Here is a 25,340-nt window from a genome sequence, read left to right on the forward strand (position 1 = left end):
CAACTGATATGAACAACAAAAAACAACAGAATATTCAGTCTGAAAAGACGCTAACAGAGATTTTTAAATATAATGCAGGAGGAGAAGCTTCAGAGTATCATATTATCATTCATTCTACTAAACCGGAAGATACATACGAAGAACAGCTGAATGCAGTATTAAACACCTACGATTATTTACTTACCCAAGAATTGAAAGGAGCAGTTGCCATCCTCAAACGTTATTTCCTTAGTGACGCTGCCAATCAGGCAGATACACTACTGGCATTGACAACCGAAGGTTCGGACTGCGCACTTTCCATTGTGGAACAGCCCCCGCTGGACGGAACAAAAATAGCCTTATGGGTTTACCTGTTGACAGATGTACAGACACAAGTCTTACATAACGGGCTTTTTGAGGTGAAACACAGTGCCTATCGCCACTTCTGGGGCGGTAGTGCATTCAATCGTGCCGCCAATTCGGAATACCAGACCCGTCTATTATTGAACGACTATGTGATGCAACTCATGGAACAAGGTTGTAAACTGGCAGACAATTGTATCCGTACATGGTTTTTCGTGCAAAATGTAGATGTGAATTATGCCGGAGTAGTGAAAGCACGTAATGAAGTTTTCGTCACCCAAAACCTGACAGAAAAAACACATTATATTTCCAGCACAGGCATCGACGGCCGGCATGCCGACCCGAAAGTACTGGTACAAATGGATACTTACGCCGTAGCAGGACTGCAACCGGAACAGATTCATTTCCTCTATGCTCCTACCCATCTGAACCCAACTTATGAATATGGAGTAAGCTTTGAACGTGGCACGTATGTAGATTATGGAGACCGCCGACAGGTATTTATTTCAGGAACGGCAAGTATCAACAACAAAGGCGATGTGGTATATCCCGGCAACATCCGCAAACAGACAGAACGAATGTGGGAGAATGTGGAAACCCTGTTGAAAGAAGCGGACTGCACGTTTGAAGATTTGGGACAAATGATTGTATATCTGCGTGACATAGCCGACTATACAGTTGTTAAAGCAATGTATGACAAACGTTTCCCACATACTCCTAAAGTATTTGTTCATGCTCCGGTATGCCGTCCCGGATGGTTGATTGAGATGGAATGTATGGGAGTGAAAGAATGTAAGAACAAGGAATACGCTCCATTTTAATATCATAAAAGATTATACAGTTGAAAAGGTTACTTATTATCTTATATATCTGTCTGGTGGGACTACTCGCTGTGACTACTTTCGTAGAACAAGCGTATGGGACAGATTTTGTAGAAAGAAATATATATCATACATGTTGGTTTTGTTGTTTGTGGGGAACAATTGCCACCATTGCACTTGTTGCTCTCATCCGACGCGCTTTATGGCGACGGTTCCCCATATTGTTGTTTCATGGCTCCCTCCTCGTTATCTTGGTGGGGGCCATGATTACGTTTATCGGAAGCAAAAAAGGATACGTACACTTGCTTCCGGGGGCAACGATAGACAGTTTCCTGGAATCGGAAAGCGGCAGAAAAGCTGATCTGCCATTCACAATACAACTAGATAGTTTCTGTATAGCATACTATCCCGGAACAGAAGCACCGGCAGACTACATCAGCTATATCACCTACTCTCTTCCCGGACAGAAAAATGTTCTATTACACGAACAGATTTCAATGAATCGTATATTTACATCACAAGGTTTCCGTTTCTATCAGTCATCTTTCGATGATGACGGAAAAGGGAGCTGGCTGACTGTCAATTATGATCCATGGGGAACAGGAGTGACTTATGCAGGATATATCCTGCTCGGTCTCTCCATGATTTGGCTACTATTTTCCCGCAGTAGTGATTTCCGACGCCTGCTAAACCACCCGCTACTTAAAAAAGGAGGTGTATTTATACTGTTTATTTTCTGCCTTGCAGGTAACATGCAAGCACAAAAAAAACTCCTTCCTGCATTGAAACGAACACAAGCGGACAGTTTAGCACAGGAACAGGTTATTTATCACGACCGGGTAGTACCTTTCAACACATTAGCCCGTGATTTCATTCAGAAACTGACAGGAGAAGCTTCATATAAAGGATTGACACCTGAACAAGTGATAGGTGGCTGGTTACTTTATCCGGAAGTGTGGAGAAATGAGCCATTGATATACATCAAAAATACAGAATTACAGCATTTATTAAACTTACAAACACCTTATGCTCGATTAACTGATTTATTTGACGGTTCTGTTTACCGTCTCCGTGAACATTGGCAACGTGAACAAAGACAACAAAGCAAACTCGCCAAAGCAATCCAGGAAACAGATGAAAAAGTAGGCCTGATCCTGATGTTGGAAAAAGGAGCATTCATCCATCCATTACCCACTGATGGCAGCGTGCAACCTCTCTCCGAACTGGAAGTGAAAGCAGAATTACTCTACAACCGGATTCCGTTCAGCAAGATTCTTTTTATGATAAATCTGTCATTGGGAGTGTTGTCTTTCCTGCTTCTACTTCATAACAGCCTGCAAAGAAATACCCTCTCGCCCAAAGCCAAAACGATTTCCCGCACAGCAGGAACTTTCTTTTCTGTTGCACTCTATCTTGCTTTCATATTCCATTTAGCAGGGTATTGCCTGCGCTGGTACATCGGCGGTCGTATTCCACTTAGCAACGGTTACGAAACCATGCAGTTTATGGCTCTTTGTATTCTTTTGATAGCCTGTCTGCTCCATCGAAGATTCCCATTTATACTTCCATTCGGATTCCTCCTCTCCGGCTTTGCTTTGTTGGTTTCCTATCTGGGACAAATGAATCCCCAGATAACCCCATTAATGCCGGTGCTCGTCTCTCCATGGCTAAGTATTCATGTTTCATTGATTATGATGTCTTATGCCCTATTGGCATTCATCATGCTAAACGGAATACTGGCATTATGCCTCCGGAAAAAAGAATCGGAAAACAATGTCTCCGGAAACGACGCTATACAAGACAACCGGATAGAACAGTTGACGCTAGTCAGCCGCTTGCTACTCTACCCTGCCACCTTCTTTTTAGGAGCAGGCATCTTTCTGGGAGCAGTTTGGGCAAACGTTTCCTGGGGACGATACTGGGCGTGGGACCCGAAAGAAGTATGGGCACTGATTACTTTTCTGGTATATGGAGTAGCCTTCCATTCACAAAGTCTGCGCATTTTCCGCAAGCCTCTATTCTTCCATATCTATATGATTCTTGCTTTCCTGACCGTCTTAATGACCTATTTCGGGGTAAATTATGTTCTTGGAGGGATGCATAGTTATGCAAACGCCTGAACCACTATATATAGCTAGTAATTGATAGAAGAATACCCATTTTAGGGGATTGCGGGAAAAGCGGAAAGCCCCTATCTTTGCAGTATCAGAATTAAATTAATTAGTCATAATTATATTACGTAGCCACATTAAAAATACATAGAAATCGGCCGAAGTGATTCACCCGCATTTCTTTTATTTGGTTGTTAAGTTGAAAAAACCATATAATGTATTCATTTTGGAATATGAATAGATGACATATTCTAAAAGAGGCAAGGACGTCCGGCTTGTGAAAGCCGGACGTTTTTTTATATCAGTAAGAGAATAAAGTGAGAGAGCTCATGCATTCATGAGCTCTTTCCAACCAGCCGTTTCAAAAGCGATATACTCCGCTATAAACTTCTCCATCTCTTCTTTCTTCACAGGATGCAACACCAGCTCTTCGAGTAGGGCAAACAACCATACCGTATTCAGGTGAATAAAGAAGTTAGTTATTGCTATATTGATATGCGGATATTTCTGCTTCATTCCTTGAAAAAAAACAGAAATCGTACGCGTCATCAAATCTGTATATTCAGAACGGAAGTTCTCCCAAACAGAACCTTGTGCCTGAAAAAGCAGCAACCGCAAACGGTCACGATGTTCAGAGACCAATCTGATATATTCCCGTACAGACATTTTCTGATAATCCGAATCCATAAAGACGTCTATCGTCATCTGATCTGCATCGTGATTATAAATCATAGCATACAGATCATTCAATACCGGTTTCAGAATCGTACGGAATATCTCATCCTTATTGGTGAAATAATGATAGATATTACTCACCGTCACCCCTGCCCTCGAAGCTATTTCACGCATAGAGGCATCCTTGTATCCCTTTTCCAGAAACACTTCTTCGGCTGCCTTCAAGATTCCCTCTTGTATATCTCCTTTCAAAAATTGCATAGTATCGTTGCTATTTATCAATTCATATTTGTAACCTGTCTGTTCACCATCCGGGCAAATATACCATTTTTCTTTTTCAATTCCTCCGGTGTTCCCATTTCAGCAACACTTCCATTCTCCAATACTACAATTTTGTCGGCATTGGCAACGGTGCGCATACGGTGCGCAATAATCAGCACCGTTTTGTTACGTACCAATTCAGATATACCTGCCTGTATCTTGGTTTCATTCTCAACATCAAGCGAAGCCGTAGCCTCATCCAACAGAACAATCGGAGCATCCTTCAACAAAGCGCGGGCAATGGAAATACGCTGACGCTCACCGCCGGATAATGTTTCTCCATTCTCACCGATAATCGTCTGGTATCCCTGCGGCATTTTAGTGACAAACTCATCACATTGTGCCAAGCGGGCAACTCTCCGGACTTCCTCATCCGTAGCATCCCGTTTGCCAATACGGATATTATCCATAATGGAAGCATTGAAAAGAACTACATCCTGAAAGACAACGGAATAGTTTTTCAACAAAGTTTCAGGATCAATCCGACTGATATCCTGCCCGCCGAGGGTAATCTTTCCCGACTGGATATCCCAGAAACGTGCCGCCAACCTGGCCGCCGTACTCTTGCCACTACCTGAAGGACCAACCAAAGCCGTTTTTTCACCTTGCCGGGCAATAAAAGACAAGTTATTCAGAATTTGTTTTCCCTGCTCATAAGCAAAGTCTACCTGTCTGAATTCGATATCATAACCTTGAGGAGTGAATTCGGTAGTCCCGTTTTGTACCGGCAATGCTTCCATCTCATTCATTCTATTGATACGCACATCCAAATAGAACAAAGCGGCAATATTATTCATCACCTCACTGACCGGAGCATACACACGCGACCCGATAACCATAAATATAAGATAGGTAAACAAATCAACCGTACCCGAAGCCAAGAGATTGGCACCAACGATAATAACGCTTGCCAGTCCGAGTTTCAATACACTCTGGGAACCGTTTACCAACATGCCGAGCACCAGTTCATTACGAGTCAATACCTTTTCATAGGTATCAATGCTCGCATCCAGTTTTTCCAGATAGTCTCTCTCCTGATTGTAGGATTTTATCTCCTGAATGGTATCGAGTCCTTCCTGGATATGCTCGGTCACCATCCGCTTGTTCAGATAATTACTTTCATTGCTTTTCTGTATTTCCTTCTTCGAGAAAAGAAGGATTGCGGCAGCAAGCGGCACTACCCAGAACAAAGCAATCGTCAACTGCCAGTTATAAAATGCCATGCCGACGGTAATAAGCAGAATACTGATAATGGAAGCAAACAACTGGGGAACCGCATGCGAGAAAGTATGCTCGAGATCAGTGCAGTCATCCATAATCGTGGCGGTGAGGTCGGAAAGATTCTTTTCGCCAAAGAAAGCCAGAGGCAACTTGCGAAGTTTTTCCGCCAATGAGATACGCCGGTTTGCACTCTCATCATAAACGGTGGTATAGGTACTACGATATTGCAATACCGCAAATATATACATGACTATCATAAAGACAATACCGAGTATGCTATAATAGAGAATACCATGCGTCACCGAAGCCGAAGGCTGAAACACAGGACGAAGATATTCCTCAAGAAAAAGAAAAACAAATACCGCCGGCAACATCAATACAATATCGAGCAGTGTAGTGAAAAACACACCTTTACAGAAATCTTTCGCTCCTTTAGTTGAAAGGGCAAAACGTCTTTTTATTACTTCAATCATTAGAAACCTCCTTTCCTATTGTCCAGCGAACAGATTGCTGGTATTCATTCCACATATGATAATAGATGCCTTGTTTTCCAAGCAGGTTGGCATGTGTACCTTGTTCCGCAATCTTCCCCTTGTCAATGACGAGGATATTGTCGGCATCAGTGATGCTTGAAAGACGATGAGCAATCATCAATACGGTTTTTCCTTTTGTCAGTTCTTTCAAGGCTTGCTGGATGAGATGCTCATTTTCGGGGTCGGCAAAAGCAGTCGCCTCATCCAGTACAATGATGGGAGCATTTTTCAGGATTGCACGTGCCAGTACGATCCGTTGCTGTTCCCCGCCGGAGAGATATGTTCCCTCCGTACCAATCTTCGTATTCAGTCCGAGCGGAAGTTTATTGATAATTTCCCGGCATTGTGCCATATCTACTGCCCGTTCCACTTCCTCCATTGTCGCGTCGGGATTACCATATTTGATATTTTCGAGCAGAGAAGTCTTGAACAGCTTTGTATTCTGGAACACGAAAGAAATATATTTCATCAGTTCTTCGGGAGCGATTTCTCTTACATTGATGCCACCTATTAAAACTTTCCCTTCCGTTGCCTCCCAGAAACGGGGAACTAGACGGGCAATCGTTGTTTTCCCTCCGCCCGAAGCTCCGACAAGAGCTACTGTGTTTCCTTGCGGAATAGTGAAACTAACATCATCCACCGCCTTTTGATTAGCTCCCGGATAGCTGAAGGAAACTTTTTCGAACTGAATACTGAATTCCTTTACCGGTTGTGGATGCTCTACAACAGTCAGGTGCTCATAAGCAACCAGATTCTCAAGACGTCCGATAGCTTCACTCGCCTGCCCCAAAGCCTGATTGAGATACATACTCTTCATGATACTTTGGGAGAATACAGGAGTAATGAGAACAAACAGGAAGAAATTAAGTAATACCGATGCATAATTACCTGAATAACCAATCAGCAAAATAACCAACGGAGCAAGGAAAAACACAAAACCATTGATTATTACGGTATAGAGCGACATCGGCTTCTCCCACATTCGTGTATAGCCGAATACCATTTTATTATAATTCATGATACAGCGGTGAAAGTTTTTGAAAGAGTAAATAGTCTGCTGGAAAACCTTCACTACGGGAATTCCTCTCACATACTCTACAGCTTCGGTATTCATTTCCTCCAGAGAGGTCATGTAGCTTTTCATAAACTGCCGTCCCTCCGCATTCATCATAAAACCCATAACCAGCATGGCAATAATTACAGGGACGATACATGCCAGACCGAGTATCCAATCGAACACAAAAATCAGTATGGCAGCTACCAACGGCACTAGAAAAGTAGCCGCAAGGTCGGGCAACTGATGTGCCAGAAAACTATGGGTAACCCCTGCATTGTCATCTATAATCTTGCGAATACGTCCGCTCGTATTAATGTCAAAGAAGCCGAGAGGCATACGCACTATCTGGCGCATGGCTTCTTTACGCAAATTCGATTCAACCCGAAAAGCTGCAAGATGCGAAGACATCAATGCGGCAAAATAAAGGACGATGCTCGCCACGGCCATGCCTGCTGCCCACCAGGCATACGTCACCACATTACCGGAAGAGGTTATCTCTCCGTGTTCAAGCAGTTCTCTCACAATCAGCCAAATAAGGATATAAGGCAACATGCCCGCCAGGGCACTTAGGGCAGACAGCAGCATTGCCGCAGGCAAAAGCACTTTCCGTTTACCCATGTAGTTCTGAAGTTTTTTCAATGTACTCATAACGTACGTTCAATCTATATTAAGTTCGACAATCATTTAACTTATCGCTTGTTTTCAAAAAAGAACAATATTCGAAATCGTTCAAAAAAAAGAGAGCTTATATTTCTATAAGCTCTCTTCATCCCATTCAATCCGGTGCATGTGCACCTTTGATATATGATTAATCTCGACTTGTCTCTCACTGATTCGCATAAGTTTTCAAATATTTTCTGCAAAGGTACAGCTCGCCGGCAAGACGGACAATACCTAAAAATAATGAAATTTGCTATTCATGTTTCAGCCATGCACTTGGCAATACTTCTTTTTCACCTTTTTCATTCACCAGTTCCATCTGCAATACGCCTCCGTTACAATCGAAGTAACGTACCTCTATCGGATGAAGCCCAGCTTTCAAAGCCTTCTGCACAATAATCTCTACCGGCGAATGTGCTCCATCATTATCTCCCAACAATTCACCGTCAAGCATTAATGTGCTACCGTCGTCCGAGAGAAGGGCAAATGTATAGATACCATCGGCAGGAACTTCCAGATAGCCGGTCAATACCAGACCGATATTTCCTTTCACCTCTTCGGGAATGGATACCGATTCCACCACATACTCCCCTTTGACAGGAGCTGCATCAATATCCGCACAAAGATTACCACGGAAATCGTGCCATACTGCTTTCAAGCCGGGCTGCAAAGCAGCCGGAGCAGTCACCGCCTCCGCATAAGGAGCCTTTACATACTTGGTACGCACCACATCCGAAGGAGAACCATCCGGACGAAAAGTGCGGAAAGCGAAATCCGTAGTCTTCCCAACTTCCAAAGCACCGTTATAAAGAGCTGATTCTTTGGTAGGCATACTGCCGTCTGTCGTATAACGTATTTCAGTACCGGGTAACGGGCAGGTCAATTCCACAGTTGTTTCATCAATAAATGCATTCACTTTATAGAATCCCTGCAAATCAGGCACCCTATAATTTACCCTCATCACATCCATCCGCTTAAATTGCAGAACAAGCTGACGATAAAATTCTTCGAGACCCGGTTTAGCTGTCGGCTCCGCCCAAGCTATTTCACTCAACGCTATCATACGGGGAACAATCAAATATTCAATGCGCTTCATTGTCGGAATCCATTCAGCCCAGAGATTCGCCTGCACACCCCAGATATATTTCTTCTGTTCCGGCGATAACCGCTCGTCTGCACACGGATCATACGCAAGTATTTTCTTTACTGAATTCTGATCCTGCGCATAATCGAAATAGAAATATTCATTCGGACAAGCAATCACTTTCTGCTTTTGTGCAGTTGCCGTAGGCAATGCATCTTTCGCCCAACTTCTCCACCAGGTAATGGCAGCATCGGAAGATAATCCGTCGGATACCACTTCATCCCAGCCTATGAGTTTCTTTCCGTTGGCAAGGAAGAATTTCTCCATGTCACGTACAAACCATGCCTGAAGTTCTTCTACCGAACCCAGTTTCTCCGTACGAATCCGTTTCTGACAAAGAGGACATTTCTTCCAGTTGGCTTTTTCCACTTCATCACCACCCATGTGCACATATTCATAAGGGAAAAGTTCAAAAACTTCTTTGAACACATTCTGACAGAACTCCAGCGTTGTATCTTTGCCCGGACAGATAGGAGAAGAGAAAGTTTCCCCCCACCCGATTAATCCGTCGCACGCCAATTCCGGATATTGACCGATAGCTGCCAGGAAATGTCCCGGCATATCGATCTCGGGAATGACATCGATACCTCTTTGCGTAGCATAGGCTACTATTTCTTTTATATCATCATGAGTGTAATAACCTCCATACAGCGTATCTCCTTCCACAATGCGTATCTTATCTTCCGGAATCAGGAAATCGGTATTATCTTCTTCTTTCGCACGTGCCATACAGGTACGATCCTGCGTATTGAATTTACGCCAGGCCCCTTTTTCTGTAAGCAACGGGTATTTCTCGATCTCTATACGCCAACCCTGATCGTCGGACAGATGCCAGTGGAACTTATTAAGTTTATACAAAGACATCAGATCTAATACATGCTTCACTTCTTTTTTATTCCAGAAATGGCGGGAAGCATCCAACATAAATCCACGCCATTCAAACCGTGGCGCATCTTCTATTTGCACGACAGGGATAGAATAATTCTGTTTCTCTCCCTGCACTTCTATCGTTGCAGGAAGCAACTGGCGAATAGTAGTAATAGCAGAAATAATACCCGAATAGTCAGTTGCCTCTACCCGAATATACTCCGGCGTAGACTCAAGTTTATAAGAGCCGGGCTTTCCAACAGTATCCTTCAACTGAAAATACATATCTACCTGACTCTTATCGGTAGTGACTTCAACAGAAGACGATATGACATTCCGAAGAATCTCCTGCAGATACCCGACAGCCGGAAACAAGGACTGATCGGAAACCCCAATCTTCATTCCATCTTTTAAAACAAACGAGCCAGACTGCTCGGTCAGACTAACGGGGGTAGGTAAGATTGCAATCTCTTGCTTGACGGTAGGCGTGCAAGAAGAAAAAATACAAGCTGACACAATGAGAAAAAAGCTACTTAGTTTTTTGAACATGCGGTTAACTATTTAATAAATTAATTGTCCTGTTTTTAATTGACCATCTATATATAATACAACTAAAACGTATAAACTACTAAAAAGGCAGAAAAAGTTTTTTGCGACTTCATATCACAGACTCCTATTAATGTTTATCTTTGCTCCCCAATCCCATTACAAACAATTATAAAGAGTCACTTCAATGTCAAGAGAGAAAATACTAATCACAACCTCGTGGATCAGCACAATTGGCAATGCAATCTTGTCCGTATCCAAAATCATAATCGGTTTATTTGCCGGTAGTTTAGCCGTAGTCGGCGACGGTATCGACTCGGCAACCGACGTCGTTATCTCTATCGTTATGATTTTTACGGCACGCCTCATCAACCGCCCTCCTTCAAAGAAATATGTATTCGGATATGAGAAAGCGGAAGGGATCGCAACAAAGATTCTATCACTCGTGATATTTTATGCCGGTGTACAAATGTTGCTATCATCCACTAAAAACATCTTTTCAGATGAAGTGAAAGAGATACCATCGGCTATCGCCATCTATGTCACTATATTTTCTATTATCGGTAAACTCTTACTGGCTTCATACCAGTACAAACAGGGAAAGAAGATCAACAGTTCCATGCTCACGGCAAACGCTATCAATATGCGTAATGATGTTGTCATTTCAACCAGTGTTTTGTTAGGATTGATATTTACTTTTATCTTCAAATTGCCGATACTCGATTCGATAACAGGATTGATAATCAGTCTCTTTATCATCAAATCTTCCATCAGCATCTTCATTGATTCCAATGTGGAGCTAATGGACGGGGTGAAAGATGTCAATGTATATAATAAGATATTCGAGGCTGTAGAGAAAGTGCCCGGTGCCAGTAATCCGCATCGCGTCCGGTCACGAATGATAGGGAATCTCTATATGATTACCCTTGATATAGAAGTGAATCCACAAATCACGATCACGCAAGCCCATGAGATTGCCGATGCAGTGGAGAAGAGCATCATTAATTCGGTAGATAATGTATATGACATTCTGGTACATGTGGAACCTGCCGGTAAATGTCAGACAGGAGAAAAATTCGGGGTCGATAAAGATATGGTTTGATCCATCTCTACACAGAGTTTTTTTCACTTTCCTCTATCACCTATCACCGACACTTCCAAAAGCTCTTATTCATGGGGATTTCAGGGGTGGTGACAGGTTGTTTGCAACCTATCACCGCATCTATCACCTATCACCGCCCGATCAATCAATGATTAACAAGGAGAAAAGAACAGGTCTCTATACGACATATTAGTTTCAGCCGCTTGAAACTTTTAGTTTCAAGGCTTGGAACAAAGTGTTTCCCGGTGTGAAACAAATCGTTTCACCATTTGAAACAAAGTGTTTCAACGCAGGAAACAAAAAGTACCGTGCCGGGAAACTATTTTTATGACCGATTAATAACTAATCTTCACCCCGGCAAAGAAACTTCTCGGCAAAGAAGGACCGTAAATATAACCGGAATCCCGGTTAGCTCCTCTGTCAAAGTCCTTCTGATAAGACTCAAAAATATTCTGAACTCCGCCGTTTAATTGCAAATCAACCGTTTTGTATAACTTGAAGTCATAAGCCAGTTTCACTCCCAAATCAAAAAAACGAGGTGTTCTGATTGCTTCCGCTTTTCTTTCAGGCATTTCACCCAGTTCGGCATTCTCGGCGGTGATATCCATACGTTGCACCAACATCCTGCCGGTATAGGTTCCTGACAAAGCAATAGATAAAGGTTTGATGGGGGTACAAGTAGCAGTGAAATAACCGTATGTATCGGGAGTACGGAAAATCTTCTTTTCTGCCGGTGCATCGTCATGCCACTTATGCGGTTCATCGTACCGGCTACGTTGTAAAGTTAATCCCGCTTGTATTTGCAGGATAGAAAGATAAGCCACTTTACCTTCCAGTGTCAATCCCATCACTTTAGCACCGGAGCCATTGCTACGTGTTTTCACTAATATACCATCACCACGGTCGTAAGGTTTGCCCAATACAAAAACATCGGTCAGTCTTGTATAAAAACCCTCAATCAACAAATTCGTCTGGAATGCTCCGAAACGATGATACATATCTGCAGAAACACTGAAACTTTGGGATTTCTCTTCTTTCAAATCCTTTGCACGCTCGATCATAGCCACCGTTCCGCCCACATTTTCAATATGCATATCCTCATCAAAAGCCTGCGGAGCACGAAATCCGGAAGAATAGCTTAAACGCAGGTTAATATTCTGGGTAGGATTAAAACGCAAGTTGGCACGGGGACTAAAGATCACATTATCCACCATATTATGCTTATCCAGACGACCACCAATCAGAATCCCCCAACGGTCGTTCTTCCATTCGTTCTGCAGAAAAGCACTGTAAATATTCACCGTCTGATCCGTGTGACGGTTATATCCCCACATGTTATCTTTTAGGCGGTCACGGTTATATTCAAGCCCTGCCGTGAGATCAGAAGGCATAAAAAAGCACTTGTCAAACGTATGTACGTATTGTGCACCACCCATAGCGGTTAAATCCGTTGTCTTTCCATAGGCTTTCAGAGGATCGTTACCCGGTCCGTAATAACTGTCCCGGTCTGTATTGGCAGCCGATGCAAAAACACTTAGACGGTTCTTTTCATCCGGAGAGAAATAATCGAATTTCAAACTTCCACCATCAATAGAATGTTGCAACTGCTCCGCAATATGCGCTTCGTGAGGAGGACGGTTCAACATATCCCCTCCACGACGGAATTCCTGCATGTGGTGATATTCAAAGGTCAGTTTGGAATAAGTACTTGTTTTCAGATAAGAGCGGAAACCCACTGTCTGATTCTTCAATTTGGGCAGTTCGGTAAATCCGTCTCCGTCATAATCATATCCCGACCGATAACGGTTCTGACCAAAGATATACAATCCGGCACGATGATCGTCCGTCACCAATGAAGCATTCAGCGAGGTGTTGTTATCGAATGAGGAGCTTCCTCCTAAAGAAGTTATGGTGTGCGACAGCTGACCCGAATTACGTAAAGGCTCTTTGGTGATTATATTAATCGTTCCTGCAATAGCTGAAGAACCGAACAAGGCGGAGCCTCCCCCACGCATCACTTCTACACGTTCAATCATACTGGCAGGAATCTGTTCCAGTCCATACACTCCGGAAAGGGCGCTGAATACGGGACGCGAATCTATCAGAATTTGTGTATATGGTCCGTCCAGACCATTGATGCGGACTTGCTGGAAGCCACAATTCTGGCAATTTGTCTCCACACGCACTCCAGGCTGGAAGTTCAGTCCTTGTGATAAAGTGGAAGAGTTGGTGGTTTCAAAAAGTTTCAGGTCGACAACATTCACCAAAGTAGGAGCCATACGACGTGTCGTTTCACTCCGGTTGGCGGAAACTACTACTCCGTCGAGAGCAATCGCATCCTCTTCTATTTCAAAATCTTCTTCCAGTGTCTTTCCTTTTTTCAGAGTTACGTTGCGGGTCACTGTCTTGTAACCTACTGAACTAACTTCCAGTATAAAATTTCCTTCCGGCAAATTCTTCAAAAAATAATGCCCGGTAGCATCGGTCACGGTTCCTATGGTCGTTCCTTTCAGTGCGATAGTGATGTACGGAAGATGTTCTTTCGTTTTTTTATCCAGTACATGACCTATTATATTCGCATCGGATTTCTTCAGTTCAGGGTAGTCCGGACGTTCAGCCAATGCGTATGACAAGACACAGCACAGGCCGACCAGGACTAAAAGATATTTCTTCATTGTCGTTAGTCTTTTAATGTTTTAATTCGAAAAATAATAATAAAGGGAAAGGGAAGCAGCGATCGTTAATCGTTGATCCTAATACATTAATACTGTTCCCCCAAAAAGATAGACTAAGCGATAGGAGGTGCTCTAAGAGATATTACGCCCGAACAAGAACGGTAAAATTGCTCAATTTGCGGGCGGACAAACAGGATGCATAATAGAGATAAAGCAGCAACAGAGAATGTTGGTATCAAACCGCTGTCGGTTACCAACACATGGCTCAAGAGATGAATTAGTTGGAATTCAACCGTCGTATGGCTATGTTCGCTGCCTTTTTTAAATGGATGTGAATGGACAATTGTAACTCCGTTGACCACATGGGAGTGAGTAAACAAAGTGATTCCTGCCATGTACGAGATAAACAGTACAGGCAGAAACCACTTCATTATATGTAGGTACAATTGTTTCATTCGGTCATCTTGCACATTTATTCTGTGCACCTAAGTCAGGGTTTAGTTTGTTTTTTGCAAAGATAAGGATTGTCTCCATGCAAAACAATCCCTATTTATAACGATTTTAAATCTTAACCGAATTTTAATAACTTATCTTCACTCCAGCAAAGAAACTTCTCGGCAATGACGGACCATAGATATAACCGGAGTCACGGTCAGCCCCTTTGTCGAAGTCGTTCTGGTAGGCATTGAAAATATTCTGTACACCGGCATTTACCTGCAAGTTCATCGACTTGTAAAGTTTGAAATCATAGGCAGCCTTCAAACCGATATCGAAGAAGTCCTTCGTATTCACCGTTATCGGTTTTTCAAGGAATCCCGGAACTGGTTCGTGGGGAACCAGCATCGAACCGGTATATGTACCGGAAAGAGCGATAGATAATGGTTTTATCGGGGTATAGGTTGCTGTAAAATAACCGTAAGTATTCGGTGTACGCATCATTTTCTTTACAGCCGGAGCTTCTTTGTTCCATACATGCGGTTCGCTATAATGGCTCTGTTGCAGGGTGACTCCTGCCTGAACCTGGAATTTAGTCAGATACGCCATCTTTCCTTCCAATGTCAGTCCCATCACACGGGCTCCCGGTGCATTGTAGCGTGTACGTGTCAGGATTCCATCCACTACCTCTCCGTCGGTAAGGGCAAATACATCTGATAACTTTGTATAAAATCCTTCTACCAAAAAGTTAACCTGAAACGCACCAAAACGATGATAAATATCTGCCGAAGCACTCAAGCTCTGTGATCTTTCTTCTTTCAGATTATCGGCCAATTCAACCATCGCCACATTACCGCCTACATTCTCCACATGCAAATCCTCGTCGAAAGCCTGCGGAGCACGGAAACCGGATGAGTAGCTGAAACGAAGATTGATATTTTCCGTCGGATTATAACGCAGATTGGCACGCGGACTGAATATCACATGGTCAATCAGGTTATGTTTATCCAAACGACCGCCAATCAGAAATCCCCAATGCTCATTCTTCCATTCATTCTGAAAGAAAGCACTACCGATATTCACTTTTTGGTCTACTGTACGGTGGTATCCCCACATATTGTCTTCCAGTTTATCCTGATTGAATTCTATTCCGGCAGTCAGGTCAGCAGGCATGAAAATACATTTTCCGAAACTATAGACATATTGCGATCCTGCCATCCAGTTTAAGTCGGTAGTGTTTCCGTAAGCATTCGGATCTTGGCCGCCACCATAATAGCTGTCACGATTGATATGCTGCGCTGATGCAAACACATTGAAACGATGTTTCTCGTTAGGTGAGAAATAATCAAATTTCAGTCCTCCACCATTGATCGAGTGTTCGGTCTGTTCCGCTACATTCGCTTCGTGAGGTGGACGGTTCAACAAGTCTCCTCCCCTACGGAATTCTTCCATGTGGTGATATTCAAAAGTTAGTTTCGAATATGTCGTTGTTTTCAGGAATGAACGGAAACCGATGGTTTGGCCGTGTATCTTGGGAATTTCAGAATATCCGTCACCATCATGGTCATACGCGGAACGATGGCGATTCTGACCGAAGATATACAAACCGGCACGCTGGTCGTCCGTCACAAGTGATGCATTCAGCGCCGTACTGTTATCAAAAGCATCGCCATCACCAATACCTGTAATGGTATGCGATAACATACCGGAATTGCGCATCGGTTCTTTGGTAATGATATTGATTGTTCCGGCAATAACAGACGAGCCGAACAAAGCAGATCCGCCTCCACGCATCACTTCCACACGTTCTATCATGCTGGCAGGAATCTGCTCGATGCCATACACACCGGAAAGTGCACTAAAAATAGGACGGGAATCGAGCAGGATTTGCGTATAAGGGCCATCCAGTCCATTGATACGCACTTGCTGGAAGCCGCAATTCTGACAATTAGACTCTACACGGACACCCGGCTGAAAGCTCAATCCTTGTGCCAAAGTCGTAGAATTGGTATTCTCAAAGATTTTCAGATCCACCACATTCACCAGTGTCGGAGCCAGGCGACGGGTAGTCTCGTTACGATTGGCAGATACTACTACGCCATCCAAGGCAACTGCATCTTCTTCTATCTCGAAATCTTCTTCCAATGTGCGCCCTTTCTTCAGCGTCACATTCCGTCTGACGGTTTTATACCCCACCGAACTAACTTCGAGCACAAAATTGCCTTCGGGAAGATTCTTCAAGAAATAATGCCCGGTAGCATCGGTTACCGTTCCGATGGTAGTACCTTTCAAGGCGACTGTTATATAGGGCAAGTGTTCTTTGGTGTTTTTATCAAGAATATGGCCAACGATATTGGCATCTGACTTACGTAATTCAGGATGATTAGGATATTCATGAGCTTGTCCTTCAAGGGCAGGCAACAATGTGCAGCACAGGCAGACAAGCGAAAAGATGTATTTCTTCATTTTTCGTTTGTTATTCGTTTTCGATAAGTATTCACATGGATAGACAGATAATGCCCTACCTCATGCAAGGTACGGTATCATCATTCAAAGAATGGAGAAACGAATAACCGGAGGTGCTCTAAGTCCCACTACCCCATGATACGGACAGTGATAGTGAGCATACGGCGAACGGCCGAGCAACAAATACAATAAGAAAGGAATAAAAAGGGAAAGAGCAAAAACTACGGCTGCACCGTCTGCCGTTAAATGAGACAGAAAATGAATCAGTAGCAGTTCTACTGTAGAGTGTTTATGTGCCGCCCCTTTCTTAAATGGGTGTGAATGGACGATTGTCACGCCATTGACCACATGCACGTGGGCAAAGAATGTGAAGCTTGCCAGATACGACACAAACAGTATCGGTAAGAAGTAGCGTGTAATATTCAATAACAATCGTTTCACCTCATTTTTTCTTTGAGGCGGCAAAGATACGAACTATTTATTTAACAATCAATGATTATACAATATTCTGTTAATATACTGCCGAAGCTATGATTTGAATAAACAGAATCAGAAATACCATGGCAATCGGATAAACAGTTGCGTAAGCTACGCTCGGTATGTTACTGTCCACCATTGAATCGGCAGCTGCAAGTCCCGGAGTACTCGTCATACCTCCCGTTATCGTTCCCAGCAAATCGAGCAGACTGATTTTAAATACCAGACGTCCGATAATAGCTGCTACAAGCATCGGTACCAATGTGATGGCAGCTCCTACTCCGAACATCAGCAATCCGCTTTCCTGGAAAGTGGCTACCAGATTCTTACCGGCAGAAGTTCCCACTTCGGCAAGAAAAAGAAGCAGACCTAACTGGCGCAACAACTGATTGGCAGGTCCGGACATAGACCAGATGATGGGGCCTGTCTTACCAATCGCACTCAACACAAGGGCTACCATCAATACTCCGCCGGTCAGTCCCGGAGAGAATGACAGACTATCAGAGAAAGATATATTTATTTTGCCGAACAGCACTCCCAGTACAATACCCATCGCAATGGGGAAGAAATCCGTATCAGACAGTTTCTTCGCATTGTTACCCAGCAGGCGGGCTACTCCTTTAAGTCCTTCTTTCTCACCGACAACCATCAATTTATCACCAAACTTCAAAGCGAGATCTGGAGATGGAGACAAATCAATACCGCTTCGACGGACACGAGTCACTGTACAACCAAAATTTTTCTGTAAGTTCAAATCACCCAGTTGTTTATTTATCATGTCCTTTTTGGTCAACAGTAAAGATTCTATTTCCTGCGTTTTATCCAAAGGCAGTTCGCCTTCTTCTCTCTTACCGATTAACACAGCAAGCTGATTCAATGATTCTTCGCTACCTACGGCTTGTATGTAGTCTCCTTCACGCAGCACTGTATGGGCTGTAGGAATAGATATTTCATCATTGTGCTTCAGACGGGAAATAACAGCGCCCGTCATACCGCGTGCATTAATTTGCATCAGGTTACGGTTGAACACATGCGAATTGGTGACACGGTAGATACAAGTAGTCAGTTCTGGAAATTGTCCGCGACGTTCTATCTCCAGGCGACGGGCTTCTTTATCCAAATCTACCCGCATAATTTTAGGTAACAGTTTGACAAACAGAATCACGCCGATTACTCCAAACGGATATGCGATACCGTAAGCAATGGATGCCAAAGGAGAATTGGTACTGTCAATAGCAACCGCCAGACCCGGCGTACTGGTCAACGCACCGGCAATCAGACCGACAATACTCGGTGTATCAATATCAAATGCGTACTTCAACCCGACTGCGGTCAGGCAGGCGGAACAAATTATAAGCATAGTAATGAGAATAAGCGTCTTTCCTTTACTGCGGAAAGAATCGAAGAATCCGGGCCCTGCCTGAATACCGATGGTAAAAATGAAGAGCACCAAACCGAAGTTTCCTAATTCTTTAGGAATGATAACACCAAAATGCCCGAAAAGAAGGGCAATGAAAATAACTGCCGACACATCGAGAGATAATCCTCTGATTTTTATTCTTCCCAGCATAAACCCTAATGCGACAATCAGGAAAAGGGAAAAATAAGAGGAATGCAATAAGTCAGTAAACATAAAAATAAAGGTTAGTTAGTTTAAGGGCGCGAAGGTACGGATTTTATTTAATCCTCACAACATTCGTTGCTGCAAGTAGCTCTTTCGTCTTCAAACTCCAAAGTGGCATGATGAATGCCTGCCTCTTCGAGTGCTTCCTTTATATGATGTTTCACTTCCTCCAACTGTGTGATATTATCAATGACAACGTGGGCAGTCAGAGCGGTTTCCGTTGTGCTTAACGCCCAAATATGCAAGTGATGGCAATTCTCCACACCGGGTTGTTCCACGATAAGTTGCTGTATCTTTTGAGCGTCTATCCCCACTGGTACTCCATCCAAAGACAACCGGAGACTGTCATGAAGCAATCCCCAGGTAGAGACAATAATAATAACAGCAATGCCAAGTCCGATAATCGGGTCAATGATGCTCCATCCTGTATACGTAATAATAATACCGGAAGCAACTACACCGACAGATACCAGTGTATCTGCTGCCATGTGCAAGTAGGCCCCCTTCACATTCAGATCCTTATCTTTATCTTTCATGAAAAGCCATGCAGTAAGCGCATTGATGACCACTCCCACCCCAGCTGTCCATGCGATAGCGGAACCATCAACCGAAACCGGATGAAATAATTTGTCTATGCTCTCGGCAATAATAATGCCAACAGCAATCAACAGTATAACTGCATTTAATAAAGAAACAAGTATCGTACTCTTCTTATATCCATACGTGTAACGACTATTAGGGTGAACTTTCTCCAACCGGAAGGCCAACATGGCAAGTACCAGACTGGTTACATCACCCAAATTATGCCCGGCATCGGAAAGTAACCCCAAAGAATTATAATAAAACCCTACTCCGAATTCTACTATGACAAAAGTTATATTCAGAGCAATGCCTATGATAAAAGCTTTATTGAGCGATGTCAACCGATGACTATGTTCGTGGTGATGATGAGGTTCCATATTATATATTGTTATTATATCTAATATACAAAAAACATCTTACCCGGAGATTAGTTCATCCTTTTCCACTTTTGGCAGTATTAACGACTGGTTAGTTTTTCCATAAACTTATTCCGGTCTACCACATAACGTATATGTGTTCCTTCACCAATTTTACCCTGTGAATCAGAGGCTACTACGGAAAATGTTAACTTTCGTCCCTCTACCTCAAGAAGTGTGGCTGTTACAAGAACCGTGTCTCCCAATGCAGTGGGTTTAAGATGTGTAGTCTGAATCATTGCTCCTACCGTTGTATTGCCTTCCGGCAGTTGATCTTCAACAGCAGACAAAGCTGCATTTTCCATGAATGCTACCATAGCGGGAGTAGCAAGAACAGGGAGATCACCCGATCCCATTGCCACTGCCAGATTTTCCGGTTTGACCACTACTTCCTTTATAAATTGCAATCCTTTTTCTAACATAATTTCTGATTCTATATTTTAGTTATGACTATTCTTCTTTTTAGCAGACTGGTAGAACAGAAATGCCAACAGAGCTAAAAAAGCCAAAAGTATCGTAATCATCTCTGTTGTATATGCCATTGGTTCTACCCATATTTCATGAAAGATATTCCAGCGTCCCAATACTTCTACAAAAGTCCAGAACACTACTACCGTAGCAATAGAAAAGCGCATGGCATATCCCCATTGAGTGATTTTCAACAGGCGTTTAAACATAAAAAATGAACCTACCAGACAGCCGAAAGCAACTATAGCAGTAACAGGGCTATGCTCGCCGACAAAATTCTCATCATAACAGAAGAGTAGCACGAGATAGCTCGTCCACATGATGAGATTTAACTCCATAAAAGTAACAATCGAGGTATGACGTGTCATCGGCCGTACTACAATGGTGGTACTCTTACGGAAAAAGACTTTTTGAAGATAGGTAAAGAAGTCGCATCCGCTTTTTATACTGAAAATGTAAATCAGCATAAACATCATCCAAAAGCCGAAGGAGGAAGGCATGATTAAATATTCCGGTTTTGTCACGACTTCACCGGCAGCGTTCAGCAATGGTTGTACTTCATAACGATGTGCATAATATACGTAGATAAACTCTACCCATCCGGTCCAGAAGAGTAGTCCTCCGAATAATCCCCATAATGTCTGTCGTGTATCTCCTTTTGCAAACACTCCAATAATCACCATCACCAGACCTACTGCTCCCATCGTGAAAGCCGCATAGTGAAGAGCTGTGGATGAGAGCACATGCTCCATAAAAATCATTAATGCATGCCCCAACGGCATAGTAAACAATACAATCAGGAAAGAAGTAATCCCTGTCAATACACTTTTTCTACTGTAGCCGCCTTTCATTTTCTTCTCATTTTAATTTTTTAATCATCAATTTAGTAAAAGACTGCAAAAATAACGAGTTAATCCACTCCTCCCAATACCTACATATAATTAAAGCCTCTCATTTTTTCATTTCTTTTAGGTATTTCCCCCGTATATATATCCCCGTAACTTTGCAGCTGGAAATTTAATTAATCATTATCTATCAAAATTAAGTATGAAAATCTTAAACTTTTGGATGGTTGCCCTTATGGCACTATCTCTTTCTTCTACTTTCGTTTCTTGTAGCGACAACGACGACGATGAACCTAACCTTGCCAAAGAAATAGCAGGAGCTTATAAAGGTTATTCAGTCAGCGCATGCAATATGTTCTCTGATTATTTGTTGGGTGATGAATCCACAGCAACAATCACTGCCAACGAAGATGGTACCATCAATTTGGTATATAAATCCGGATCTGGAGATTTCACTCTGAATAATTTAAAACTTTCTTCTAATAAGTCTTTCAGCGGTTCCGGTGAAGTTGCCATGTCTATGGGCGGCAGCACAGGCGGTAGCTACGACTACACATTAGAAGGTAGTGTAGATGGTTCTAAAGTGTTAAGTTTGAAAGCCAATGTTGATATTCCTGTACCTATGGGAAAAATGGAGATTGATTTCATACAAGGAGAAACTCCTGTTGGTTATTATATAAAAGACACTTATAAATACCAAACTAATTTGAGCCTTAAGGTACAAGGAGGAGAAGTTGGCTCTACTACAGATTGCCAAGTAAAGATTGAAAACCCAACAGGTAGTACCGTAAATGTTACAATCAGCGGGTTTAATAATGCAGGAGGTTCAATGAGTAACTTTGAAAAATTCACTGTTACCGGAGTCAATGTTACTAAAGCAAACAATGGTAGTTACTCGCTCAGTCTGGGTGCCTTTGAAGCAGATACCCAAAAAACTACAGGTGAAGCTCTTGCTATTAACGGCACAAGTCTGAACGGTACAATTAATGCAGACGGAACAGCCACTGTTAGTATCGTTTTCTCACCGGGAAGTATGCCAATGCCAATTACAGCAGAATTTACGGGAAGTAATACTCAAAGTAGCGCACAATAAACGATTAAATAGCAATGAAAAGAAGCAGGAACGCTATTTTCAAATATACTATAGTACTGGGAGCGGCAATGTCGCTCTCTGCTTGTAATGGAATATTTGAAAATATTTATGATGCCCCCATCGAAACGGAGATGGAAATCAAGGAGAATAGCTTTTCACAAGTCAAGACTGTTGAATATACAGAATGGGCCTACATTAACCTTTCGGAACGTACGGTTACCACCGTTAAAATCGGAGAGGAATATGAGAGTCAAATTCCTGATAAGTGGGATTTCGCTATTCATCGTTATGATATAAAAACCAACGAGGGTGCTACCTACAAAACAACTTACACAAGTATCGACGAGTTTAAAGCAACAGGTAAACTGCCTAAAGCGGAAGATTTTGTAGAAGATGAATGGACAACCGATAAAATAGCTATTGACATGTCGGGCATGATGGACGGAAACATTATCTACACAGAGTCTTACCGTAATACTGTTCTTTCCAGCTGGCTGGACGTTAATACCGCAACGATGCCTCCGGTATACACCATGTCAAACCAAGTTTTTTTGATACGTTTGAAAGACAATACATACGCCGCGATCCGTTTTACCAACTACATGAATGCCAGAGGTATAAAAGGATATATTGACTTCGATTTCCAGTATCCGCTTGAGTTCGAGGACAACAACAATGAAACCAATCAACAAGAATGAAACCTACATTTATAATCTCATTATTGCTTTTTTCATTTATAGCAACTTGCACCACATTAGCACAACACTCAACTTATCACATCAGCGGACGTGTAACTGATACAGAAGGGGAACCTCTCCCCGGTGCAACGATTTCCATCAAAGGTAAAGGAACCGGAGCCGTCACATCCGTCGACGGCACATATACATTACAACTCCCCGGAACCGGTACATACCTCATCACCGCCTCGTATGTAGGCTATCAGCCACAAGAAAAAAGACTGACTGTAGGGAAAGAGAAAAGACTAAGTTTCCGCTTATCGGAAGATCAGTTTGACCTGGGAACAGTGGTTGTCACAGGTACACGTACTCCCAAATTACTGAAAGATGCTCCTATCATCACTCGTGTAATCACAGCAGACGATATAAAGAAGGTAGATGCAACCAACGTAGGACAATTATTACAATCGGAACTGCCGGGCATTGAATTTTCCTATTCAATGGATCAGCAGGTTTCTATCAATATGCAGGGATTCGGAGGAAACTCTGTACTCTTCCTGGTAGATGGCGAACGTCTGGCAGGGGAAACTTTAAACAACGTCGACTACAACCGATTGAACCTCGATAACGTGGAACGGGTAGAAATTGTAAAAGGGGCTGCCTCTACTCTCTATGGTTCCAGTGCAGTAGGTGGCGTAATCAACATCATCACCCGTGATTCCGAGGACCCATGGAATTTAAATGTAAACAGCCGCTTCGGTGAACATAACGACCAACGATATGGCGGAACTTTCAGTTTCAAAGCCGGTAAATTCAACAGCCAGACGAATGTGCAACATACAATGTCCGATTCTTACGACGTACCGGAAGGAGATGTGACAACCATCTTCGGAAACCGCACATGGAATGTGAAAGAACGTCTTGTTTACAGACCGATTGAACAGTTGAAACTGACTGCACGCGGAGGTTATTATTTCCGCGAACGGGATAAGACCGGAGACAGCAAAGACCGTTATCGTGATTTCAGCGGAGGTCTGAAAGCCAACTATGATTTCAACATCATGAGTAATCTGGAAGTTGCCTATACATTCGACCAATATGATAAAAGTGATTATCTGACCTCATACAAATACGATGTCCGCGATTACAGCAATGTGCAACATAGCGTACGCGCACTCTACAATTACACCTTCAACGATAAAAACATTCTGACCGTAGGAGGAGATTATATGCGTGACTATCTATTGTCTTATCAATTTACCAACAATGGAAGTTATACCATGCACTCGGCAGATGCATTCGGACAGTTCGACTGGAACCCGACCGAACATTTCAACGTAATCAGCGGGGTACGTTTCGACTATTTCTCACAATCTAACGTACGTCATATATCTCCGCACATCGGACTGATGTACAAAATAGCCAACTGCTCCCTCCGTGGCTCATACTCACAGGGATTCCGCTCTCCTACCCTCAAAGAAATGTATATGAACTTCGACATGGCAAATGCCATGATGATTTATGGTAATCCCGACCTGAAATCGGAGACGAGCCACAACTTCTCGCTCTCGGCGGAATATACCAAGAACCGTTACAATTTTACCGTTTCAGGATATTACAACCTTGTCAATGACCGGATCGACCTGACTTCATTCCGCGACACTGACGGAAGATGGGCACAGCTATATATCAATACAGAGAAAGTAGACATCGCCGGTGTGGATATCAACGCCTCCGCCAAATATCCTTGTGGTCTGGGAATACGTGTTTCTTACGGATACCTCCACGAGTTTATGCGCGACGGACAAATGAAATTCTCCAGTACCCGCCCACATTCAGCGACCGCACGTATCGAATACGGCAAATCATGGGATAATTATCAATTCAATCTTTCCCTGAACGGACGTGCGTTATCCAAAGTAGAAACCAATAAATATGTGGGCAATAATCCGGATGAAGGGACTACCGGAGTGACTTATCCGGGATATACGATGTGGAACCTGACGTTGACACAAGGGATCTGGAAAGGAGTCAGCCTGAATATGGCCGTCAACAACATATTTAATTATGTTCCAAGCTATTATGACGCAAACTCTCCTTATACCCGGGGAACCAATTTCTCCATCGGACTTGCATTAGACGTAGACAGGTTCTTCAGAAAATAGAAAAGATAAAACTACAT

Annotated in this window: 17 protein-coding genes and 2 pseudogenes; 6 read left to right on the forward strand and 13 right to left on the reverse strand. The window is 42.9% G+C overall.

Annotation, left to right across the window (positions count from 1 at the left end; genetic code table 11):
* Positions 1 to 8 precede the first annotated feature (8 nt).
* Positions 9 to 1,163: a Rid family hydrolase gene (locus DXA54_RS11405; RefSeq protein ID WP_004303734.1), complete on the forward strand. Its 1,155-nt coding sequence runs from the start codon at positions 9 to 11 to the stop codon at positions 1,161 to 1,163.
* 20 nt (positions 1,164 to 1,183) lie between these two features.
* The gene (gene ccsA / locus DXA54_RS11410; protein WP_032852976.1) at positions 1,184 to 3,283 is read left to right on the forward strand and encodes a cytochrome c biogenesis protein CcsA; all 2,100 of its coding nucleotides are present in this window, start codon (positions 1,184 to 1,186) and stop codon (positions 3,281 to 3,283) included.
* A gap of 318 nt (positions 3,284 to 3,601) precedes the next feature.
* On the opposite strand, the gene DXA54_RS11415 is transcribed toward ccsA, so the two are convergent.
* From DXA54_RS11415 to DXA54_RS11430, 4 genes are all read right to left on the reverse strand, one after another.
* Complete coding sequence (locus tag DXA54_RS11415) at positions 3,602 to 4,210, reverse strand: TetR/AcrR family transcriptional regulator (protein ID WP_120079509.1); 609 nt, start codon at positions 4,208 to 4,210, stop codon at positions 3,602 to 3,604.
* A gap of 17 nt (positions 4,211 to 4,227) precedes the next feature.
* Positions 4,228 to 5,964, reverse strand: coding sequence for an ABC transporter ATP-binding protein (locus DXA54_RS11420; protein ID WP_004300132.1), 1,737 nt, complete (start codon positions 5,962 to 5,964; stop codon positions 4,228 to 4,230).
* A complete protein-coding gene (locus DXA54_RS11425; protein WP_120079511.1) occupies positions 5,957 to 7,729 on the reverse strand; it encodes an ABC transporter ATP-binding protein in 1,773 nt (590 codons plus the stop codon). Before DXA54_RS11425 ends, DXA54_RS11420 begins: the two co-directional genes overlap by 8 nt.
* Positions 7,730 to 7,994: 265 nt before the next feature.
* Positions 7,995 to 10,301 carry a family 20 glycosylhydrolase gene (locus DXA54_RS11430; protein ID WP_120079513.1) on the reverse strand — a complete coding sequence of 769 codons (2,307 nt, stop codon included), beginning with the start codon at positions 10,299 to 10,301 and terminating at the stop codon, positions 7,995 to 7,997.
* Positions 10,302 to 10,485: 184 nt separating this feature from the next.
* Between DXA54_RS11430 and DXA54_RS11435 the strand changes: the two genes are divergently transcribed.
* Complete coding sequence (locus DXA54_RS11435) at positions 10,486 to 11,400, forward strand: cation diffusion facilitator family transporter (protein ID WP_004300135.1); 915 nt, start codon at positions 10,486 to 10,488, stop codon at positions 11,398 to 11,400.
* Between the two features lie 335 nt (positions 11,401 to 11,735).
* On the opposite strand, the gene DXA54_RS11440 is transcribed toward DXA54_RS11435, so the two are convergent.
* From DXA54_RS11440 to DXA54_RS11475, 9 genes and pseudogenes are all read right to left on the reverse strand, one after another.
* On the reverse strand, positions 11,736 to 14,075 hold the full coding sequence (locus tag DXA54_RS11440) for a TonB-dependent receptor (protein WP_008651753.1): 2,340 nt from the start codon (positions 14,073 to 14,075) through the stop codon (positions 11,736 to 11,738).
* Positions 14,076 to 14,188: 113 nt separating this feature from the next.
* Complete coding sequence (locus DXA54_RS11445; protein WP_008651754.1) at positions 14,189 to 14,530, reverse strand: hypothetical protein; 342 nt, start codon at positions 14,528 to 14,530, stop codon at positions 14,189 to 14,191.
* A 124-nt stretch (positions 14,531 to 14,654) separates the two neighbouring features.
* Positions 14,655 to 15,971 (reverse strand): annotated as a pseudogene (locus DXA54_RS28795) (TonB-dependent receptor plug domain-containing protein); the annotation flags it as partial.
* 342 nt (positions 15,972 to 16,313) lie between these two features.
* Positions 16,314 to 16,976 (reverse strand): annotated as a pseudogene (locus DXA54_RS28800) (TonB-dependent receptor); the annotation flags it as partial.
* 84 nt (positions 16,977 to 17,060) lie between these two features.
* Positions 17,061 to 17,441, reverse strand: a complete 381-nt coding sequence (locus DXA54_RS11455; protein WP_120079514.1) for a hypothetical protein — start codon at positions 17,439 to 17,441, stop codon at positions 17,061 to 17,063.
* A gap of 46 nt (positions 17,442 to 17,487) precedes the next feature.
* Positions 17,488 to 19,086: an aspartate:alanine exchanger family transporter gene (locus DXA54_RS11460; protein ID WP_008651761.1), complete on the reverse strand. Its 1,599-nt coding sequence runs from the start codon at positions 19,084 to 19,086 to the stop codon at positions 17,488 to 17,490.
* A 47-nt stretch (positions 19,087 to 19,133) separates the two neighbouring features.
* Positions 19,134 to 20,036 carry a cation diffusion facilitator family transporter gene (locus tag DXA54_RS11465; protein ID WP_120079516.1) on the reverse strand — a complete coding sequence of 301 codons (903 nt, stop codon included), beginning with the start codon at positions 20,034 to 20,036 and terminating at the stop codon, positions 19,134 to 19,136.
* An 80-nt stretch (positions 20,037 to 20,116) separates the two neighbouring features.
* On the reverse strand, positions 20,117 to 20,497 hold the full coding sequence (locus tag DXA54_RS11470) for a thioesterase family protein (RefSeq protein WP_004303823.1): 381 nt from the start codon (positions 20,495 to 20,497) through the stop codon (positions 20,117 to 20,119).
* An 18-nt stretch (positions 20,498 to 20,515) separates the two neighbouring features.
* Positions 20,516 to 21,394, reverse strand: a complete 879-nt coding sequence (locus DXA54_RS11475; protein WP_008651763.1) for a hypothetical protein — start codon at positions 21,392 to 21,394, stop codon at positions 20,516 to 20,518.
* A gap of 196 nt (positions 21,395 to 21,590) precedes the next feature.
* Between DXA54_RS11475 and DXA54_RS11480 the strand changes: the two genes are divergently transcribed.
* The 3 genes from DXA54_RS11480 to DXA54_RS11490 are packed head-to-tail and all read left to right on the forward strand — an operon-like array spanning position 21,591 to position 25,323.
* Positions 21,591 to 22,481 carry a calycin-like domain-containing protein gene (locus DXA54_RS11480; RefSeq protein ID WP_120079518.1) on the forward strand — a complete coding sequence of 297 codons (891 nt, stop codon included), beginning with the start codon at positions 21,591 to 21,593 and terminating at the stop codon, positions 22,479 to 22,481.
* 14 nt (positions 22,482 to 22,495) lie between these two features.
* On the forward strand, positions 22,496 to 23,179 hold the full coding sequence (locus DXA54_RS11485) for an HmuY family protein (RefSeq protein WP_008651768.1): 684 nt from the start codon (positions 22,496 to 22,498) through the stop codon (positions 23,177 to 23,179).
* Positions 23,176 to 25,323: a TonB-dependent receptor gene (locus tag DXA54_RS11490; RefSeq protein WP_004308060.1), complete on the forward strand. Its 2,148-nt coding sequence runs from the start codon at positions 23,176 to 23,178 to the stop codon at positions 25,321 to 25,323. The genes DXA54_RS11485 and DXA54_RS11490 overlap by 4 nt, the downstream gene beginning before the upstream one ends.
* Positions 25,324 to 25,340 lie beyond the last annotated feature (17 nt).

Origin of the sequence: Bacteroides sp. OF03-11BH (assembly GCF_003604005.1) — a bacterium.
GTDB lineage: Bacteria > Bacteroidota > Bacteroidia > Bacteroidales > Bacteroidaceae > Bacteroides > Bacteroides ovatus.

What these genes read in the sequence shown, in the direction of transcription:
- DXA54_RS11405 (WP_004303734.1), top strand. Translation starts at nt 9, where the DNA reads ATGAACAACAAAAAACAACAGAATATTCAGTCTGAAAAGACGCTAACA.
- DXA54_RS11415 (WP_120079509.1), bottom strand. Translation starts at nt 4,210, where the DNA reads ATGCAATTTTTGAAAGGAGATATACAAGAGGGAATCTTGAAGGCAGCC.
- DXA54_RS11420 (WP_004300132.1), bottom strand. Translation starts at nt 5,964, where the DNA reads ATGATTGAAGTAATAAAAAGACGTTTTGCCCTTTCAACTAAAGGAGCG.
- DXA54_RS11425 (WP_120079511.1), bottom strand. Translation starts at nt 7,729, where the DNA reads ATGAGTACATTGAAAAAACTTCAGAACTACATGGGTAAACGGAAAGTG.
- DXA54_RS11430 (WP_120079513.1), bottom strand. Translation starts at nt 10,301, where the DNA reads ATGTTCAAAAAACTAAGTAGCTTTTTTCTCATTGTGTCAGCTTGTATT.
- DXA54_RS11435 (WP_004300135.1), top strand. Translation starts at nt 10,486, where the DNA reads ATGTCAAGAGAGAAAATACTAATCACAACCTCGTGGATCAGCACAATT.
- DXA54_RS11440 (WP_008651753.1), bottom strand. Translation starts at nt 14,075, where the DNA reads ATGAAGAAATATCTTTTAGTCCTGGTCGGCCTGTGCTGTGTCTTGTCA.
- DXA54_RS11445 (WP_008651754.1), bottom strand. Translation starts at nt 14,530, where the DNA reads ATGAAACAATTGTACCTACATATAATGAAGTGGTTTCTGCCTGTACTG.
- DXA54_RS11460 (WP_008651761.1), bottom strand. Translation starts at nt 19,086, where the DNA reads ATGTTTACTGACTTATTGCATTCCTCTTATTTTTCCCTTTTCCTGATT.
- DXA54_RS11465 (WP_120079516.1), bottom strand. Translation starts at nt 20,036, where the DNA reads ATGGAACCTCATCATCACCACGAACATAGTCATCGGTTGACATCGCTC.
- DXA54_RS11470 (WP_004303823.1), bottom strand. Translation starts at nt 20,497, where the DNA reads ATGTTAGAAAAAGGATTGCAATTTATAAAGGAAGTAGTGGTCAAACCG.
- DXA54_RS11475 (WP_008651763.1), bottom strand. Translation starts at nt 21,394, where the DNA reads ATGAAAGGCGGCTACAGTAGAAAAAGTGTATTGACAGGGATTACTTCT.
- DXA54_RS11480 (WP_120079518.1), top strand. Translation starts at nt 21,591, where the DNA reads ATGAAAATCTTAAACTTTTGGATGGTTGCCCTTATGGCACTATCTCTT.
- DXA54_RS11485 (WP_008651768.1), top strand. Translation starts at nt 22,496, where the DNA reads ATGAAAAGAAGCAGGAACGCTATTTTCAAATATACTATAGTACTGGGA.
- DXA54_RS11490 (WP_004308060.1), top strand. Translation starts at nt 23,176, where the DNA reads ATGAAACCTACATTTATAATCTCATTATTGCTTTTTTCATTTATAGCA.